Source organism: Eubacterium sp. 3_1_31, from assembly GCF_964249515.1.
GTDB classification, from domain to species: Bacteria; Bacillota_I; Bacilli_A; order Erysipelotrichales; family Erysipelotrichaceae; genus Longicatena; species Longicatena caecimuris.
This window is the reverse complement of record NZ_CAXUBY010000014.1, coordinates 1-19,845: the sequence shown is the minus strand read 5'-3', so window position 1 is coordinate 19,845 and position 19,845 is coordinate 1. Positions and strand designations below refer to the sequence as shown.

At 38.0% G+C, this 19,845-nt stretch carries 15 protein-coding genes, 2 pseudogenes and 1 riboswitch; of the genes and pseudogenes, 9 read left to right on the top strand and 8 right to left on the bottom strand.

What is annotated here, in order from left to right; translation table 11 throughout:
* Positions 1–102 precede the first annotated feature (102 nt).
* The gene (gene metK, locus ACESSZ_RS07435; RefSeq protein ID WP_008690929.1) at positions 103–1,197 is read right to left on the bottom strand and encodes a methionine adenosyltransferase; all 1,095 of its coding nucleotides are present in this window, start codon (positions 1,195–1,197) and stop codon (positions 103–105) included.
* A gap of 65 nt (positions 1,198–1,262) precedes the next feature.
* Positions 1,263–1,360: riboswitch (SAM riboswitch) on the bottom strand.
* A 276-nt stretch (positions 1,361–1,636) separates the two neighbouring features.
* Between metK and ACESSZ_RS07430 the strand changes: the two genes are divergently transcribed.
* The gene (locus ACESSZ_RS07430; RefSeq protein ID WP_008690928.1) at positions 1,637–2,965 is read left to right on the top strand and encodes an MATE family efflux transporter; all 1,329 of its coding nucleotides are present in this window, start codon (positions 1,637–1,639) and stop codon (positions 2,963–2,965) included.
* A 329-nt stretch (positions 2,966–3,294) separates the two neighbouring features.
* Here ACESSZ_RS07430 and ACESSZ_RS07425 read toward each other — a convergent pair whose 3' ends face one another.
* Both ACESSZ_RS07425 and ACESSZ_RS07420 read right to left on the bottom strand, forming a co-directional pair.
* On the bottom strand, positions 3,295–4,530 hold the full coding sequence (locus ACESSZ_RS07425; RefSeq protein WP_008690927.1) for a pyridoxal phosphate-dependent aminotransferase: 1,236 nt from the start codon (positions 4,528–4,530) through the stop codon (positions 3,295–3,297).
* On the bottom strand, positions 4,527–5,612 hold the full coding sequence (locus ACESSZ_RS07420) for a chorismate mutase (protein WP_008690926.1): 1,086 nt from the start codon (positions 5,610–5,612) through the stop codon (positions 4,527–4,529). The genes ACESSZ_RS07425 and ACESSZ_RS07420 overlap by 4 nt, the downstream gene beginning before the upstream one ends.
* A 488-nt stretch (positions 5,613–6,100) precedes the next feature.
* Between ACESSZ_RS07420 and aroB the strand changes: the two genes are divergently transcribed.
* The 6 genes from aroB to ACESSZ_RS07390 all read left to right on the top strand — a co-directional run bounded on the left by aroB (position 6,101) and on the right by ACESSZ_RS07390 (position 12,245).
* Positions 6,101–7,102 carry a 3-dehydroquinate synthase gene (gene aroB / locus ACESSZ_RS07415; RefSeq protein WP_008690925.1) on the top strand — a complete coding sequence of 334 codons (1,002 nt, stop codon included), beginning with the start codon at positions 6,101–6,103 and terminating at the stop codon, positions 7,100–7,102.
* 4 nt (positions 7,103–7,106) lie between these two features.
* Positions 7,107–8,207, top strand: coding sequence for a chorismate synthase (aroC, locus tag ACESSZ_RS07410; protein WP_008690924.1), 1,101 nt, complete (start codon positions 7,107–7,109; stop codon positions 8,205–8,207).
* 58 nt (positions 8,208–8,265) lie between these two features.
* Positions 8,266–9,282 (top strand): 3-deoxy-7-phosphoheptulonate synthase, encoded by a 1,017-nt coding sequence (aroF, locus tag ACESSZ_RS07405; RefSeq protein WP_008690923.1) that lies wholly within the window; start codon positions 8,266–8,268, stop codon positions 9,280–9,282.
* On the top strand, positions 9,282–10,547 hold the full coding sequence (aroA, locus tag ACESSZ_RS07400) for a 3-phosphoshikimate 1-carboxyvinyltransferase (RefSeq protein WP_008690922.1): 1,266 nt from the start codon (positions 9,282–9,284) through the stop codon (positions 10,545–10,547). Before aroF ends, aroA begins: the two co-directional genes overlap by 1 nt.
* Positions 10,544–11,392, top strand: a complete 849-nt coding sequence (locus ACESSZ_RS07395) for a prephenate dehydrogenase (protein WP_008690921.1) — start codon at positions 10,544–10,546, stop codon at positions 11,390–11,392. Before aroA ends, ACESSZ_RS07395 begins: the two co-directional genes overlap by 4 nt.
* Before the next feature lie 97 nt (positions 11,393–11,489).
* Positions 11,490–12,245 carry a TMEM164 family acyltransferase gene (locus tag ACESSZ_RS07390; protein WP_008690919.1) on the top strand — a complete coding sequence of 252 codons (756 nt, stop codon included), beginning with the start codon at positions 11,490–11,492 and terminating at the stop codon, positions 12,243–12,245.
* A 158-nt stretch (positions 12,246–12,403) separates the two neighbouring features.
* Here the strand turns inward: ACESSZ_RS07390 and ACESSZ_RS07385 are convergent, their stop codons facing one another.
* Positions 12,404–12,967, bottom strand: a complete 564-nt coding sequence (locus ACESSZ_RS07385) for a hypothetical protein (protein ID WP_008690917.1) — start codon at positions 12,965–12,967, stop codon at positions 12,404–12,406.
* A gap of 50 nt (positions 12,968–13,017) precedes the next feature.
* On the bottom strand, positions 13,018–13,689 hold the full coding sequence (locus tag ACESSZ_RS07380; RefSeq protein WP_008690915.1) for a hypothetical protein: 672 nt from the start codon (positions 13,687–13,689) through the stop codon (positions 13,018–13,020).
* Between the two features lie 163 nt (positions 13,690–13,852).
* Here ACESSZ_RS07380 and ACESSZ_RS07375 point away from each other — a divergent pair, with 163 nt between their 5' ends.
* Positions 13,853–15,625, top strand: a complete 1,773-nt coding sequence (locus ACESSZ_RS07375; protein WP_008690914.1) for an ABC transporter ATP-binding protein — start codon at positions 13,853–13,855, stop codon at positions 15,623–15,625.
* Positions 15,626–15,918: 293 nt separating this feature from the next.
* Here the strand turns inward: ACESSZ_RS07375 and ACESSZ_RS07370 are convergent.
* The 3 genes and pseudogenes from ACESSZ_RS07370 to ACESSZ_RS07360 all read right to left on the bottom strand — a co-directional run bounded on the left by ACESSZ_RS07370 (position 15,919) and on the right by ACESSZ_RS07360 (position 18,397).
* Positions 15,919–17,108: pseudogene (locus tag ACESSZ_RS07370) on the bottom strand (site-specific integrase).
* Between the two features lie 76 nt (positions 17,109–17,184).
* Entirely contained in the window at positions 17,185–17,388 is a 204-nt protein-coding gene (locus ACESSZ_RS07365) for an excisionase (RefSeq protein ID WP_008690908.1), read from the bottom strand.
* A gap of 20 nt (positions 17,389–17,408) precedes the next feature.
* Positions 17,409–18,397: pseudogene (locus ACESSZ_RS07360) on the bottom strand (replication initiation factor domain-containing protein).
* Between the two features lie 566 nt (positions 18,398–18,963).
* Between ACESSZ_RS07360 and ACESSZ_RS07355 the strand changes: the two are divergent.
* Positions 18,964–19,536, top strand: a complete 573-nt coding sequence (locus ACESSZ_RS07355; RefSeq protein WP_499842725.1) for a helix-turn-helix domain-containing protein — start codon at positions 18,964–18,966, stop codon at positions 19,534–19,536.
* Positions 19,537–19,845: the final 309 nt, after the last annotated feature.

Sequence of the window (19,845 nt, the reverse complement as noted above, 5' to 3'; positions counted from 1 at the left end):
TTTATTTATGAATAGCAATGTAGTTCCTTCGTTATCATACTATTTTGGTTATAAAAAAGCTCTTATAGGATTTCATAAGAGCTTTATAGTAAAGTAGTGTGATTAATATTTTAAATCTATAACCTTTTCCCAACGAAATTCATTTCTACCAAAATGTCCATAGCAGGCTGTTGCTTGATAAATAGGTTTTAACAAGTCTAATTCCTCAATAATGTTTTTCACTTCGAAATTAAAGTTTTTCTTTACAATATCTAATAAATCTTCATCACTCATAGTTCCTGTACCAAATGTATCTAATAAAATAGATATTGGTTTTACCTTGCCGATAGCATATGCCACCTGAATCTCACATTTTCTTGCCAACTGATGAGCCACAATATTTTTAGCAACATAGCGGCAATAATATGCAGCACTGCGATCTACCTTTGATGGATCTTTACTGGAAAAACAGCCGCCACCGATTCTACCCATACCTCCATAAGTATCAACAACAATCTTGCGTCCTGTCGTACCACTATCACCAAAAGAACCGCCTACAATAAAGCTGCCACTTGGATTGATAAGATAGCGCGTGTCCTCATCTAATAATTCATCTGGAATTACCGGCGTGATGACTTCTTTCATAATCAAATTGGCAATTTCCTGCTGACTCACATCCGGTGTATGTTGGGTCGATACAACGATAGTATCAATACGTTTAATTTGATCATTTTCATATTCAACACTTACTTGTGTCTTGCCATCAGGTCTTAAAATCGGATGTGTACGGCGTACTTCACTTAACTGTTTTGCAAGTTTATGTGCATAAGCAATTGGCGCTGGCATATATTCTTCTGTATCATCACATGCATAGCCAAACATGATTCCCTGATCCCCTGCACCAATACTACCATCTTGGACAACTGCCTGGTGTATTTCACTGGATTGCTTATTTACTTTCACCATTACCTGATATTCTTCTTCATATCCAATGTTTTTGATGACCTTTTTCGCAATACCTTCAAAATCAATCTTAGCTTTTGTGTCAGCTTCTCCATAAATCAACACAAACTCATCTTTAATTGTTGCCTCCACTGCCATCTTGCTATTCTTATCCTGACGTAATGCTTCATCTAAGATAGCATCCGCAATCGTATCACAGATTTTATCCGGATGGCCTTCTGTAATGCTTTCTGATGTAAATACATAATCTTTCATATCAATTCCTCCATATAAAAAGCCTTCTCAAGCGTCAGAGAAGGCATACGTATCGATTCTTTCTTCTCTTATCGCTGTTAGCTGTACCACCTTATATGATTTACCCCATACAGGTTGGTGTGGGATTATCGAGCTAACTCTCTACCCCAACTCTTGATAAAAAAGGCATCTATATTAAAACATGCATGTAGTACTTTTGCAAGTAAATCTTATCGAAAAAATATGAGGAAGTATTTACCACCGCTTATATCATAAACATTTCATCTTATTACCGCAAACGTATAAAAGTTATTTTCTGGCTTGACTTTATGTATAGCTCTGTTAAAATAGGGTTGCTCGGAGGGCGAGTCATTCAAAGAGAAATGATGAGCTGGATAAGGCGACGGATTGAGATACCCGTAACCTTGTTCAGCTCTTTTTTTGATTAGGAGGAATTTTTATGGATTTTTTAAAGGGAAATATAAAGACACTTTATTTTAAATATTTAGCAGCTGCCTTTGGGAGTGTTTTGATTACATCTGTTTACTCGATTGTCGATATGGCAATGGTTGGACAATATCAAGGACCAGAAGGTACAGCAGCATTAGCTGTAGTTGCGCCGATTTGGAACATTATTTTTAGTTTAGGATTGTTAATGGGAATTGGAGGTTCGGTTATTTTCAGTACTATCAAAGGGAATGGAAAAAGCAGAACACAAGAAGCGAATGCTTATTTTTCAGCAGCCGTAATAGGAGCCGTCTTCTTAGCGGTAATCACATGGATCCTTATCATCTTGTTTGATCGTCAACTGCTTATGTTTTTTGGCGCAAAAAGTTCCTTGTTAGCTCTAGCAAGAACCTATTTATTACCAATCAAATTTGTCTTACCTTGTTTCCTGTTTACGCAAGTATTAGCTGCTTTCTTACGTAATGATGCTGATCCTACACTTGCGACAATAGGAGTATTAGCCGGCGGTATTTTTAATATGATTGGTGATTATGTCTTCGTCTTTGTGTTTGATATGGGTATCTTTGGTGCCGGTTTAGCAACGGCGATTGGTTCTATCATCTCCTGTATCGTTATGCTAAAACATTTCTTTTCTAAGACAAATACCTTAAAGTTTCAAATGCCACAACATATACTGCATAAACTCAAAAGAATTACCATTACGGGATTTTCAACTTTCTTTATTGATATTGCCATGGGAATCTTGACCATTTTATTCAACCGTCAGATTATGAACTATCTTGGGACAGATGCCTTATCCATTTATGGTATCATCGTAAACATCAGCACCTTTGTGCAATGTTGTGCATATAGCATCGGACAAGCAGCACAACCAATCATCTCCGTCAATTATGGCGCAAAACTCGGATTCCGTATTAAGAAAGTTCTAAACTATGCCTTAGCTACTGTTTTATTCTTTAGTATCTTTTGGACTGCACTGTCTGCATTAGCCCCTAACCTATTTGTTAAATTGTTTATGGCACCCACTAAAGAAATCTTACAAATTGCTCCCTTAATTATTCGTACCTATGGATTGTCCTTTTTATTACTACCATTCAATATCTTCTCAACTTATTACTTCCAAGCTTTATTAAAACCAAAAGCCGCTTTCATTGTTTCCGTAGCGCGCGGACTTATCATTAGTGGTATTCTTATTTATCTATTACCTTTGTTAAGTCCTGAAGCTCTTTGGTATACGATGCCCCTTACTGAGTTCATTGTTGTTATCTATGCTGGTAGTAAAATGTTTCAATATACAAAGGCATTGGCTGATAAAAAATAGTTTGACGTTATGATTGAATCATTCTTCAACTACACAAAGAAATCCATTATTCGTAAAGCTTCTTATACAAAAAAATCTGCATGGTTTTTACATCCATACAGATATTTTTTATTTTAATCTAAATCTTCCCCATTACTTTTAATTACTTTCTGGTACCAGTAAAAGCTCTTCTTTTTATAACGGTTTAAGGTACCCTTACCATCTGCATCAATATCATTTGGTAAGAATGATTTGTTATGTTAATCGGCTTATAACTTTTTAAACTTGTTTCTTTTCTCAAATGAAAATCCACACAAAATCAATGAAGCAATTCAGACATTCCGCTTTCCTTACTCAATTGTATCTAAAATATCTTTCATTCGTTTTGCTAAGCCCTTGCATTTCGCAACACTTAAACTACATACAGCTACACGAATACCTTTATTTACCTTTACGGTATAGATATGCTGTTCCATAAGCTTTTCATGATAACTGTCACGTACTTTATTATCTGGAATTGCTACCGTTACAAAGAAGCCTTCCTTGTAAGGATAATATGCCAAGCCACAGGCATCAGCTTCACTAGTAAAGATATCACTGCGTTGCTTCAATAGCTTCACATAGCCATCTTTTTCTTTCATAAAAGCATCATAGTTTTCGGTTGTCACAAACGTAAAGTTATCCATAGCGGCATTAGGTACATTTGACCAAGTTGCTCTGGCAGCTTTTTCAAAAACAATTTCAACGCCACGGACAGCTTCTTCACTCTTACCTAACAAAATAGCAGCACCGCAACGCAAACCATAAGAAGTTAATGATTTACTGCAGCTGAACGCAATGATGGCAAATACATTATCACTAAACTCATCAAAGGTTTTAATATAGTCACGAGAATGTGGTAAATCATACGCATAGTCAATATACGCAATATCGTTTAATAAAACGACCGGTACTTCTTTGGCACATGCATTTAAGAAAGCAACAACTTCCTGCCACTCTTCCTTACTTAAAGAATAACCGGTAGGATTATGGCAAGGGTCATTGATGACAATTAACAGTTTCTGCTGTTTTTCCATCACCTGACGACATACTTGTTTTAAAGATGTTAAATTGAAATGATCTTCTTCAAACAATGCATAAGTTGCGACATTTAGATTATCCATCGTTGCCATCAGCTTATAGCTGCCCCAGGCAATTTCCGGTAAGATAACAGTTTCCCCTTCATCCAAAATTTCTGATAAAGTGATCGCCACAGCACCGGTGCCTCCCGGTGTGGCAATCACACTGTGTGCTAAGGTGGAACCACTTGGTTTAACGATCCAATCATACACCTGCTGACGATAGCTGTCATTACCGACAAAACTTCCGGCATAGGCTGCCTTTGTTTCCTTGGCTATATGATCATAAGGTGTAAACACACTTTCAAAGGCTACGATTGTTCCCTCTTCATTGTACAAAGAACCAATGGTCGCATCAACGATCTTCTCTGCACCAACTGCTGCTTTTGCTTCCTTCGCTTTTTTCACGATCGCAAAAACGGTATCTTCAATTGGTGTCGTATTCACTTTTTCTTTCACAAAACTCATTTTTCATCCCTGCTTTCTTTTGTATATGCACCTAAGATGCGCACTTCTTCACAAACATCTTTTAACTCCTGTACCAACAACTGTTCCTGTTCCTTTTGGATATTACCATCAATTTCAACATAGAAATAATATTCCCATGGTCTGTCTTTTATGGAGCGCGAGATGATGCTTTGCATATTAAAACCATGACGTGCAATGATATTCATGGCACTGACTAATGCTCCTGCTTTATGCGGTATAATGACAGCTAAGGAAAAGATATTTCCACTTGGTTGTAAATCTCTGCCAATGATGATAAAGCGTGTCGTATTTTGGGCACTGGTATTGATATCCTCTGCTAACACGGCTAAGCCATACCGTTCTGCATTTTCTTTTGCGGCTATGGCAGCTTTCTTTTTATCATTTTGTTTAGCAATATATTCTGCCGCTAATGCCGTATTCGGATACGGTATCAATTCATATCCTCTGCCTTCTAAAAATTGTTTCGATTGATAGATTGCCTGATCTTTTGAATATACCTGACGGATATCTTCCAGTTTTGCTCCCGGGATTCCTAGTAAATTCTGTGAGATCTTTAAGTCATAATCCTTACAGACATAAACAGGATACTTGATTAATAAATCTAATACCTCTCCTACTTCTCCGGTATAGCTGTTTTCAAACGGTACGATACCATAACGGATTTCTCCATCCACAACGGCTTTAAACACATCTTCAAAAGATGCATACCGTTGTTTTTTATGTTCCGGAAAGACATGTGTGCAGGCGATATGTGAAAAAGCACCCTCCACGCCTTGATAACCGACAACATCCTGATTCAGAATCATTTTCTGATATTTACGTGAGATTGCCATGATATCCTGCAAAAACTCTTTATAGCTGTCTTGATATTTTTCTTCTTTGATATATTGCAGATTATGTGCAATGACAAAGTTCTCACGGCTGCGATCTAATACCGGAAGCCCTTGTTCCTGTTTATAAGCTATGACCTTTTCTACAGCCTGCATGCGTTTTTCAAACAGCTCTGCCATTTGCGCATCTATCTCATTAATGTCCTTGCGGGCATCATCCAACTTCGTCATATCCTCACCTCTTTTTCATTCTTTTTTATTATACAATACTTTGATATGAATGAATATAGTTTCAGAAAAGAAATGTAAAGGAAATGAAGCGTTGACCCTCGATTCAGATACTATATCATATCCTTTTATATGAATAGCCATCTAAGGTCCTGCATCAGAAACCATCTAATTACCAATTATGCAAATGAAAGAAATCAATCATGCGTAAGAATGGCATAGTGAAGCCATGGTAAGATGCGATTGTTTTCATTGCGTTTACAAGAATTTGAAATTTCTTTCATTTTATGTATGGATTTGCTTGAAATTCTTTCTTGATTATATTATGATATAGGAAATTGGAGTGATAGCCATGCATAACAAAGGATTTTATTATTATCTTTAATCTTCGTTATAAAGCCAAACATGGTTCTTTTTCACTTCTTTATAACGGATAAAAAAAGCATCTGCAATTCACTGATGCTTTTTTTCTTTATCAGGGAGGAATCGTTATGAAACTACATGTAGATCTAAAAGAAAATGGATACGATATTTATATGGAAAAAGGCATCTTATATCGCTTAAACGATCATATTCAACTGAATCGCAAGGTTATGATCATTACCGATACCGGTGTACCAAATTCCTATGCACAAACCGTTAAGGAACAATGTAAGGAAGGCTATGTACATGTTGTCGAAGCTGGTGAATCCAGTAAGAGCATGAAGGTCTTTCAACAACTCTGTGAGGATTTGCTGGAACATAATTTCTCACGTAAGGATTGTGTCATTGCGTTAGGTGGCGGGGTTGTAGGAGATTTATCCGGTTTTGTGGCAGCCAGCTATATGCGTGGTATTGACTTTATTCAGATACCGACCACTACGCTCTCACAAATCGACAGTAGTATCGGTGGTAAGGTTGCCATCAATTTGGATGATGTGAAAAACATCGTTGGGGCCTTTTATCAGCCTAAAGCTGTCTTCATTGATACAGACACTTTATTAACACTGCCAAAACGGCATTTCTATAATGGTTTAGTAGAAGCATTGAAAGCCGGATTGATCTATGATGAAAAACTATTTGCCCTTTTTGAGGAAGAAGATATTCCTGCTCATTTAGAAGAAATCATCTATCATGCGCTATGCGTGAAAAAAGCAGTTGTGGAAGCTGATGAAAAAGAGTTGGGCTTACGCAAGATCTTAAACTTTGGTCATACCATCGGACATGCTATTGAAAGCTATTATCACCTTTCACAATATTTGCATGGAGAATGTGTTGCCATGGGCATGTTGTATTTTATGAGTGAAGATGTTCAAAAACGTGTCTTACCTATTTATAAACGGATGCATTTACAAAGTGATGTACCTTATGATAGTGATGAAGTGTTTGAAATATTATGCAAAGATAAGAAAGCAAGCGGCGATCATGTCACCGTTGTTAAGGTCAATACGATTGGTAAAGCAGAATTAAAAGAATGGAAGTTAAGTGATGTTCGTCACATTTTGAAAGGATAAGGTTATGAAGAATACATTTGGAAATCAATTCAGTGTTACGATCTTTGGAGAAAGTCATGGAGAGGCAATCGGTGTCGTCATTGACGGTTTAGCTGCCGGTATTCATCTGGACATGGATTTCATCAATGCCATGATGGATAAACGTAAGGCGAAAGGACGTATCAGCACACAGCGTAAAGAAAGTGATGCGTTGCATATCGTCAGTGGATATTTTGAAGGCTATACTACCGGGACACCGTTAACCATTCTGATAGAAAACACCAATACGCGTAGTGGTGATTATACCAAAACCAAGAATCGCTTGCGTCCCTCACATGCCGATTATACCGCTGATGTAAAGTATAGTGGTTATCAAGATTATCGCGGCGGCGGCCATTTCAGCGGACGCATTACGGCACCCCTTGTGGCGGCAGGTGCAATTGCCATGCAGGTGTTACAACAAAAAGGCATTTTGATTGGTTCTCATATTGCCCAGTGTCATACCATCAAAGATCAGCCATTTGCTCAAGAGGAAGAACTCCTTGAACAACAGCTTCGACAAATGAATACCAGCGATCTTGCGGTATTAGATGAAACAGCAGCGCAAGCGATGCGTACACAAATAGAAGAAGCAGCGATGCAAGGAGATAGTGTAGGTGGTATCTTAGAAAGTGCAATTTTACATTTACCGGCTGGTATCGGAGAACCTTTCTTTGATTCCATGGAAAGTCGTTTAAGCCATTTATTATTCAGTGTACCGGCTGTAAAAGGTGTCGAATTTGGTTTGGGTTTTGCCTTTTGTGATCGTTATGGAAGTGAAGTCAATGATGCCATTATTTATGATGGCAAAGTAAAAACCAGGACCAATCATAACGGTGGTATTAACGGAGGTATCAGTAATGGTATGCCGGTACTGATCAAAACAGTTATTAAACCAACGCCATCTATTTATAAGGAACAGGATACGATTGATAAGGAAACGCTTGAAGCCGTGAAACTAACGATTCAGGGTAGACATGATCCTGCCATCATCCATCGCGCAAGAATCGTAGTCGATGCGGTTTTGGCTATCGGTATCTTAGATATGCTCATGGAGCGTAGTGCAACTATGGAAATGCAGAAATAAAATTAACGATGTGGATACGTCCACCAAGATAAGATTAGAAATAAAGGAGGTTTCTCATATGATTATTACGATGAAGAAAGATGCAACAACAAGTGATATTGAACATGTTATGAAGCAATTAAAGGAGCGCGGCTTACAAATACATGAGAGCATTGGTGAGAATTTCAATGTCTTTGGAGTCGTAGGCGATACCAGTCAAATTGATCCTAAGCGCATTGAGGCAAACCCTCATGTGGAAAGTGTTGTGCGTGTATCATCCCCATATAAAAAAGCAAGTCGTATGTTTCATCCAGAAGATACGATTGTCGAAGTCAATGGTATCCGCATTGGCGGTAACGAAAAACTAGTTGTTATTGGCGGTCCTTGCAGTGTAGAAGGAAAAGAGATGATCATGCATCTGGCCCAAGAAGTAAAGGATGCCGGTGGCTGTATGTTAAGAGGTGGCGCTTATAAACCGAGAACCTCTCCGTATGCTTTTCAGGGCATGGGAACAGAAGGTATCCTTGCTTTAGCACAAGCAAGAAAACAAAGTGGCTTACCAATTGTCACAGAATTGATGAGTGCTGATAAACTTGATGAATTTGTGGAACATGTCGATATCATTCAGATTGGGGCCCGTAATATGCAAAACTTTGATTTGTTAAAAGCGGTAGGAAAGACACAAAAACCAATCTTGCTAAAACGTGGTTTGGCCAATACGATAGAAGAATGGATCATGAGTGCAGAATATATTCTTTCTGAAGGAAATCCAAATGTCATTCTTTGTGAACGAGGCATTCGTACCTTTGAGCCATACACCCGAAATACCTTAGATCTTAGTGTCATTCCAATCATCAAGAAGAAGACCCATTTGCCTATCATCATTGATCCAAGTCATGCGACCGGTGATTGGGAACTGGTGGAAGCCGCATCTTTAGCTGCGATTGCGGCAGGTGCAGATGGTCTAATCATTGAAGTCCATGATCATCCGGAATGTGCATGGAGCGATGGTGCACAATCCTTGAAACCGGAAAACTTTAAGCAGTTGATTCAAAAAGGGAAAGCGATTGCGAATGTCATTGGGAGGGATATGTAATGAAAGTTACCATAGCTACCTCTTTAGGTAAAGGTCATGTGCATATTCCCCCAAGCAAATCCATGGCACATCGTGCAATTATCTGTGCTTCTCTTGCGAAGGGAAGAAGTGTCATATCCAATGTTGCCTATTCCAAAGATATACGTGCAACGATAGAAGGAATGAAACAGCTTGGCGCACATATTGAAATAGCGGAAGATACTGTCACTATTGATGGTATAGCAAACTTTCAAGGTTTAAAAGACAAGGAAATTTTTTGCAATGAATCCGGTTCTACCTTACGTTTCTTTATTCCTATTTTCTCTCTTTGTGAAAAACCAATCACCTTTACCGGCAGCGGACGATTATTACAAAGACCGCAAAAAGTATATGAAGACATCTTTCATGAAAAAGGATTAGCCTTTCAGCAAGATGCCCATGGTATCCACATTCAGGAGGCACTACCTTATGGAGAATATCAGATCAAAGGTGATGTCAGTTCACAATTCATCAGTGGTTTATTGTTCACCCTACCACTGTTGGAAAAGGACTCTACAATTCATATTCTTCCTCCCTTTGAATCACGTTCTTATGTGGAACTGACCTTACAAATGCTGGAACATTTCGGTGTCCATGCTTATTTTAAAGATGAAATGACACTTGCTATTCCGGGTGGACAAACCTATCAAGCAAACAATTATGAGATTGAAGGTGATTATTCACAATTGGCTTTCTTTGCGGTATATGCTGCGATTCATGGAAAGATTACCGTGACCGGTGTTTCTCATGCATCAAGACAGGGTGATAAAGCGATTTTGGAAATCTTAAAAAGCTTTGGGGCACGTATAGAAGAAGTACCCCATGGCTATACCTTTTATAAAAGTGAATTAAAGGGCACCTCCATTGATTTAGCAAACTGTCCGGATCTAGGACCTATTCTTTGTGTGCTTGGCATGTATTCCCTGGGAAATACGCATATTTACAATGCCGGCAGATTGCGCATTAAAGAAAGTGATCGCATTGCGGCAATGGAAGAAGAACTGCGCAAGTTTGGCGTTACCATAACCTCTACAGAAGATGAAATCTTCATTCAAGGCGGGCAAGACTATACATGCAAACAGACATTGCATGGACATAATGATCATCGCATTGTGATGGCCTTAAGTGTTGCCACAGCTTGCAGTAATTCCTGTACAACCATAGAGGATGCACAGGCGATTACCAAGAGCTATCCTACCTTCTTTGATGATTTTGCGAAGGTGCAAGAAAAGGTGGAAAGCTTATGATAAAAAAAGATACCCGTTTTTTAATTGTTGGACTTGGTTTGATTGGTGGCAGCTATGCCATGGGATTAAAACGCAATGGATTTCATGTGGATGCCATTGACATTAACCAGTTAAGCATTGATTATGCCAAGGAACATGACATCATTGATGAAGGAAGTACTTTTGCTATTGAACTGATTCAAAACGCTGATTTCATCATTTCCGGATTGTATCCCAACATGACGGTGGAGTGGTATGCAACGTATCAAAAATACATGAAGCCCCATGCTTTTCTGACAGATGTAAGTGGTGTAAAACGCAATATTGTAGAACGTATCCAAAGTATTTTACGTGAGGATCTAGAATTTTGCGCCTCTCATCCAATGGCAGGGAAAGAAGTCAGCGGTGTGAAATATGCGGATGATGCTATTTTCCATATTGCTAATTTCATTATCACTCCAACTGCTAAAAACACCGAGACAGCCATAGCTACCTTAAAAGAATTTGCCAGTATTTTAGGCTTTACGAATATTTCCGTATTAACACCGGAAGAACATGATGAAATGGTCGGCTTTGTTTCACAATTGACGCATGTGATTGCCGTATCGCTAATGAATACTAACGATAATACACATTTGGTGGAATATACCGGAGATAGTTTCCGTGATTTAACAAGAATTGCCAAGATCAATGAAAATCTATGGAGTGAATTGTTTTTCTTAAATAAAGATAATTTAATTCGCGAAATCGATGACTTCGTGAAGGAAATCAATCATTTAAAGACAAAGTTGGAACAGGATGATGTTGAAGGATTAAAAGAATTATTCATTCAATCCACCATTCGTCGTAAACGCTTTGATCGATAATCGTATAACTTCTCTGCTTGTCGGAGAAGTTTTTGTTTGGTAAGTTGAATACGCTGTATAATAAAGATAAAGAAGCCTTTTGAAATGAGGTGAGCATATGCAACAATTTTTACGCTATACTGCCTGGGAAATGGAAAAGCCTAAACCTTTCGGTCTTTTTCATGTGTTGATGTTACTCGTGGGAATTAGTGTGTGCATAGGAATTGCTTATCGTTTACGTCATGTTACTAAAAAACAGTATGTTTATGGCATCTTTGGAATCAGTCTTGTATTGCTCATACTAGAACTTTATAAACAGCTATTTCACTTTTATCTGCTTGATGCCCAACAATATGATTGGTGGATCTTTCCTTTTCAGTTATGCTCCTTACCTATGTATATCGGAATCTTATTTCCTTTCTTAAAAGATCAATGGCGGATACCATTAGAAACCTTTCTCATGGACTTTAGTTTACTAGGAGCTATCATGGCCCTTCTTTTTCCGGATGATTTGATGCATCGTTACGTGATGCTAACGGCACATGCCTTTTTATGGCATTTCTTATTACTATTCTTGAGTTTATGGATTGGCTTTCATAAACAAGGCGATACAACCACAAAAGGTTTCTTACAAACTTTGCCTTTATTCTTTATGTTTGCCGGCATAGCAACCTTTTTAAATATTGCTTTTCATACACTGGGAGAGCTTAATATGTTTTATATCAGCCCTTATTATGAAAGCACGCAACCTTTCTTTGACTTGTTAACACCAATTTTTGGTATTTCTATGCGTAATCTTATTTATCTTTTCTGCATCCTCTTAGGTGCTTGGCTTATTCATCTTATCTGGCGCACACTACAAAAGCTTTTATAATTCTGAAATAAAACCATTTGTTGAACTCTGCCCTTTGACAAGGATACAAAAAGAACAAGCTGTCATGTACATAAATGATTTTTGCTGCACAATAAAAAAAGACTGCGGTTTGTCACAGTCATTACTACAGCATCACATAGCTTGTTTATCGCACGAATTTAAGATATACGTTTCCAATATACGATGCGATCATGAAATATTTCCTTTACTAATTTTAAAAAGGTTTCCTCTTTAAAATCAACTCTTGGTACCATGATAAAAGGCTTATGCTTATCCACAAAAAAGACCATAATTTCACGTCCGATGACAACTTTTTTGATCACTTCTTGTTTATAGCTCATCATGACATCTTGGTATTCATCACTGATCGTATCCTCGCTTAGTGTTACCACTCCATTTTGTTCACGAAGCCCGCAATAACGTTTGCGAAATCGCAGTTTGCATATAAATAAGTAACAACCGATGATGCTCCAAAATAAAGCCAAATATATAGACAGGGTGAAAATCACCTTATAAAAATCAGAATCTGTTTCTGCCCCAAATAGAATACTTAACATGGATAAAAAAACAGCTGCAAGTGCATAATAAAAATAATGAAATTTATGTACCACTGCTTTTTTCGTTTTTAATATGTGATTACGTTTTTGCAGGATTTCAAAAAATTCATCACTGTAATCATGAACTCTGTCCTTTTCAAACTGATATTCATATACATATTCCATAGTTTTCCCTCTTTTTTAAAAAACCTTGAGAATTTCACAAGGTTTTTTTACTAAATCGTGATGTCAGAACCTAATTTTTCATTTAGCTCATTTACATATTTTTTCGCTAGCTCTACATACATGTTGCCTGGATGAAAACAGCTGATGCTGGAATAGAAATAGGAACGAGAACTTTCCCAGTTTTCTAAATAGTAATAAGATAAGCCAATCATATAAGCACTGACGCCCAAGCCAAAGCCCTTCATACGTTTATCTTCAATGGCATCATCCATTTCTTTAATTAAATCTGTTCGTTTATTAAAGACAACTTCATAAGACCAACGCTGATACATTTTAAAAGTTTCATCATCAATTGTGTCAATGATCTCCATCAATTTATCACAATATGCACGATTCTGATTCTGTAAATAAATATGGAAATATAAATCTAAGATTTCTTCTTTATTTTCCATTGTATAATCCTTCGCCAAGGCCTCTTCCAATGCTTTTTGACGTTCTGCTTCAGGACGGCTACGATAAATAGCTTTTAAGCGATACAATTCACAATTAAATTTGCCAACCGCTTTCTGATAAGCATCTTTTTCACAAAGCTCAATAACCTTTGCATAATCCTTCCCCTGAATAGCTATATTTAAACGACCGACAGAGTTTTGTTTATAAATCATAAAGGCTATTGCAGCCGCAAACAATAAGATAATTACTACATAAGATATTATACTCATATTTCTTACCTCTTCTTTTCATTACACCGTTCATATTATAACGTAATTCACGAAAAATAGGTAGCCTTCCTTTATTTTTTCAATATTTTTTCGGTTGAAAGAGTGGAGGAAACTTAAAAATTGCTTTATAATAAAGCGGTATGTCAAAGAGGGAGTGATACATATGCATATTATGAAGAAATTTATGAATTATTATAAACCATATCGTACCGTATTCTTATTAGATATGATATGTGCCTTAGTCATTAGTGTTATTGATCTGGCATTCCCCCAGATTTTAAATTACTTAAATAACACATTTTATTTACAGACAAAGGAAGCTATTTTAGATAGTCTGGTTTGGTTAGGTGTTGGATTATTGATCATGTATATCCTTCGTGCCTTATGTCGCTACTATGTAACAGCACAAGGTCATATTATGGGTGCCCGCATGGAAAGTGATATGCGTCAGGATCTGTTTGATCAGTTTGAACGTTTATCTTTTTCCTATTATGATAAAAATAATACCGGAGAAATGATGAGCAAACTGGTTTCGGATTTATTTGATATCAGCGAATTAGCCCATCATGGCCCGGAAAATGTCTTCATTTCTTTATTAAAAATCTTTGGTTCTTTTATTCTATTGATGTATATTCATGTCGGTTTGACCTTAATTCTGATCGGTGTAACCATATTAATGTTGATATTCAGTTTATTTCAAAATCGCAAGATGCAGGCAACCTTCATGGATAACCGCCGTAAGATTGCTGGTGTAAATGCCAGTTTGCAGGATAGCTTAGCAGGTATTCGTGTCGTGAAGTCCTTTGCGAATGAAGACATTGAACGTGATAAATTTGCCCACAGCAATCAAATGTTCTTACAGTCAAAGGAAAACAATTATTATCGTATGGGCTTATTCCATGCCGGTAATAATTTCTTTCAGGGTTTGTTGTATTTGACGATTTTAGTCGCTGGTGGTTATTTCATTGCCATGGGAAATTTAGAACCAGTTGCCTTAGCAACGTATGCACTGTATGTAAATATCTTTGTTGCACCGATTGAAGTGTTGGTAGAGTTCACGGAAATGTTCCAAAAAGGATTCTCTGGTTTTAAACGTTTCCTTGAAGTAGTAGAAACAAAACCAGACATCGTAGATGCACCAGATGCAAAAGAGTTGAAAGAAGTTCATGGTGTCATTGATTATGAAGATGTTTGCTTCTCTTACAATGATGAAGAGAAAGTATTGGATCACATTCACATTCATATTGATGCCGGTAAATCCATTGCCCTTGTTGGACCAAGCGGCGGTGGAAAGACAACCATTTGTTCCTTGTTGCCTCGCTTTTATGATGTTACACATGGCTCTATTAAGGTAGATGGGAAAGATATTCGTTCACTGACCTTGGAAAGTTTGCGCAAAGCGATTGGTATCGTGCAACAGGATGTTTATCTGTTTACCGGCTCTATTAAAGAAAACATCGCTTATGGAAAACCTGGAGCAAGTGATGAGGAAATCATTGCCGCTGCTAAAAAAGCAAATATCCATGAATTTATCGTTTCTCTTCCAGATGGATATGATACCTTTGTAGGAGAGCGTGGCACACGGTTATCCGGTGGTCAGAAACAACGTATCTCCATTGCCAGAGTCTTTCTAAAAGACCCTAAGATCTTAATATTAGATGAAGCAACCAGTGCTTTGGATAATGAAAGTGAACGTCATATTCAAAAAAGTCTGGAAGAGCTGGCAAAGAATCGTACAACCATTACGATTGCTCATCGTCTATCAACCATCCGTAATGCTGATGAAATCATCGTCATTTCTGAAAATGGACAGGAAGAACGAGGAACGCATAATGAGTTAATCGCGTTAAATGGCATTTACGCGAATTATTATCGTTTACAATTTGAAGGTTTAGATTTTGATGAGGATATGACGAAACAAATTCACATGAAATAAAATGGGATATATTCTCTATATCCTAGGCTGCTGTTTTTTGATATCAGTTAGATCTTTACATATTAAAAAACGTATTTCATCGTTAGAAGTGTAGAAAATTGCGACACTTGCTAAAGAAATACGTTTTTTTATTTATTAAAACTTAAATTAAATTTTTGATTATCTTTTTAAATCTTCTTAAATGTCCGTATAGCCTTATTTTATCGTCTATTCGGGCATTTTTACTATCGGTAGATACTTCACGTTTCTTCTTATATATCTTCATGTTTTGGCTTTGAAAAGTGGTAAATTCTTTACGCTATCAAACGTAACAATTCCGTTTTCACACCATCAATCGAAGCATGAGCGTATAGGTTCAGCGTGATATTGATGTTTGAATGCCCCATGATGTATTGCAAGCTCTTTGGGTTCATATTCTTGTTTGCTAAACGTGTACAGAACGTATGGCGTAAGATATGCGGTGTAACATTTGGTAAATAGCCCTCATGGTGCTTGTTATACTTCTTGATGAGATTTCCAAACGTAGTTGTATAGTTTGCACCCGTCATGGGATAGCCTTGCTGATTAAGGAATACAAAGTCGCTGTAACCGTCAATGATGATGGGTTCTAGTTTTCTGCGGTTCTTCAACACTCTTTGAAATATCATACACGCTTCATCACTCATAGGAACTTGACGGATACCGCTTTTTGTTTTCGGTGTTTCAATGTAGTAACCAACTTCCTTGTTCTTTAATAACTGGTGGTCTACATTGATGATACGGTTCTCAAAATCCAAGTCCTTGACAGTCAGCCCGCAAAATTCTGAAATACGAAGCCCTGTTTTCAGCAATAGCAGGATTGCGTCATAATGCTTCTGGTATGTCTTATCATGTTCTACAAAGGATAACAGCTTTTCTTCCTGTTCCTCTGTAAGTGCTTCTCTGGGCTTTCTGTCGTCCTCAATCACTGTATTCAAGGCATAATTGAATGGGTTCTTTCTGACATAATCGTCCTCTATTGCTATGTAAAAGGAAGCCTTTAAGGAACGCTTATAATTGTTAATCGTCTGATAGGAATAGCCATTCTCTTTCATTCTGACAGCCCATTCTTTAGCGTCAGAGGGCTTTATGCTGTCAATGCTCCTGTTCCCCAGCTTATCACGTTTTAGTATCTCCATGAGCTGTTCACGCTGTACAGCGGTAGTTTTCTTTACATTGCTTCTGCTGGCATTCTGCTTAGCATATACCTGGCAGAGCGTCATTTTCTTGCCTATGCTGTCGATACCGTCTGCAAGGTCTTTTTGTATCTCTTTTTCCAGTTCCCTCAATGAGGGTTTATCACGCTTTCGGCTGGTGTCTTATCCGTAGGTACAAGTTTCCATGCATAAACGCACTGTGGCGTACCAGTATCGTCAACGTATTTATATAAGTATCTCCCGTCTGTTCTCTGGCTCTCTCCTGTTCTCAGAATACGACCTTTGTTATCCCGTCTTTTTTCTGTCATGTGGTTGCTCCTTTCCTTTATGGAAAGAGCCTTGATACGACTAAAACTATGATAGCATATACAAGGCTCAATTTCACTAAATTGCGTCTAATTCATCTATGATTTTTTCAAACTGTTTCCGCTTAATCTGAATACGGTTGCCATTCATAATCAGCCAGTTTGCATTTTTACTTTCTTCTGCCAGTCTGCGCAGTTTGTTTTCTCCAATGCGGAAATAACGGGACGCTTCTTCAATGGTAAGGGTATAGCGTTCCCATACAGGAATATCAATCTCACTCATATATCTGATACACGCACCTCCTATCTCTTCTTAGTATCATACTGTACATATGGTATCAGTTCTTCCCTGTGTAATTTCTGTAAATGACCTGTCAGCTTACAACTGAATGTTGGGCTGTATCTGACTTTTGCCAGCATATCGTCCACACGTTCCAAGTCGCCTAATGCTTCATGCTGTTCAAGGAAATAGAACGCCTTGACAGCCGATAATACGCCACCCTCTTTCAGCCACTTCTGTGTTTCTACAAGGGTATTATCCGGCGTTACTGTATGAAGTTTCAAAGTTTCAACTGCTCCTAAAAACCGTTTCCAGAACTGGCACGTTTTCCAACGGCTTTTATTGCTTCTGGCACGACAAAACGCAAGTTTCCAGCCAGCAGGTTAAATGCCAGCTTTCCCAAGTCCAGCGGATTGTCTTTGAACAACATGGCAAATGAATGAGCCTTTTTATCACGTAACTGCATTTCTGTCCGTTTCCAGCTCCCGATTTCATCATAAGGCTTATTATTCTTCATGCTGACTTCTTTATCTTTATCATAAAAACGGTAGGACAGGGCAGACTTGCCAGCTCCGATATAGACCGTCTTTGCGGTGTCAAATTCCTCATATTTACTTTCAGCAAAATGGTGGGTGTTGCTGTTTGCGATATATTCTTCTTTTTCGCATTTCCGCTTTAACTGCTCTGGTGTAAAATATGGCACTTCATTTCTGTCATCAATGGCAATATCCAGCCTTGTGAAGTGGAAACTGCCATAAAACCAACGCTCACAGCGACGGAATAAATCACCAAATGTCTGACCGTGCATATCCAGTATGCGGAAAATCTCATCACAGCCCTTTCCTTTTAATACGAGGTATGCACTAAGCCCCATAGGGTTAGCTTCTGTTTTTCTTGCATTTCCGAAAACCTCAATACTTCCTATCTGCCATTTTGTCTGATAGTCTTTATGCAGTACCCTTGCCGATTGCGTTTCAAAAATATCAACAGGCAGTTCAAGAACATAACGTATGACTTCTTCTGCGGTTGCAGTGTCAAATATAATGCTGATGTAGTCAATCTTAATGCTAATATGCTCTTTCTTTGGTATCTGTATTTCCTCCTTTTCTACTGCAATTCTTTACATTGCAAAATCCTTGATAAACGCTGATTTTAAGCCTGTTTTCAATTATCAATTCTGTACGCGCAGGGCGGTGTTACTATAACGCCCTGTCGGAACGCCTAAAGGCGTTCCTTTCCTAAAGTAACTGTCTGTCCAGAACACGTCTGGGGGACGTGCCCTGTCCAGCCAGTCACTTTAGGAAACCACGTTTTCCAATCCCGAAAGTCTGATATTAACGCCTTCAGAATGAAAACAATTCTTTATAATGCTTATGCAAGTAGATAATTAATGTTGTTGTGCTTAATCAATCAACCGATCATATAATAACCTCATCAAACTTATTTGTCAACAATATTTCTTGACATTTTCAAAAATATTAAGTATCATAGGCTTAAATAAGCAAGAGAGCGAGGAAAAACAACATGAAATATGAGCTTTTAGGAGAGAACATACAGAGGGTAAGGAAGTTTCGTGGCATGAACCAGCAGGAACTGGCAGACGCAATCGGTATCAATATGCAGAGCCTTTCCAAGATTGAAAGAGGTGTCAACTTTCCCACCTTTGATACATTAGAAAAGATTACTTCTGTTTTAGGTGTGACACCCAATGAGTTATTATGTGGGGAATGGAAGAACACTTCCCACATGGAACAGGAGATTTTGAAGTTTCTGGAATGTGAGGAACGATTAAATGTGGAACTTGCACACGGACAGTATGACAACTATTTTGACAGTGAGGAAGAATGGAAAGAATATGAGTTAAAGAAGCTCCGTGAATACATCATGGACTATATCAGTTCAGAGGACAGGCAAGCGTCTGACCTGTACCCTATAAAAGCATTGATACAGCGTTATAAATTCCAGAATTTGCTTGATAAATATGACGATCTATACAGCCTTGATTTGTTTGGAGAAACCATAAAGGGACACAGAAATGTGAACCCTTATGAGGGAGAAACCATACTTAACAGGCATGTGGACGAGGACAGGCAAAGTTTGCCCAGTGTTCCAACCATAGAAGGCTTTGAAGATTTGAAAGGTATAGGATAACTCTTATCCTCTCACAGAAGATACAGCAAAGTAAAAAGCCCAGTCAAGAATGCTTCGCACCACCTTTGGTGGCAAGTTCTTGACAGGGCTTTTTATTTCCTGTGTTGGGTAATCAAGAGGATAAAGAGGGCGTGTGCTGACGCTCTTTTCCATAATGGATAAAGACTACACAGATTTCGCAGTTTGAGCTTGTGTTACATAAAGATAGCAACTGGAAAATTGTCCGATAAAAATAAATAAATATCCACCAGCTTAGCTGGTGGTTTTTACGTAATCGCCCCAAGGGGCTCAGATTCAGGCTACGCTTAC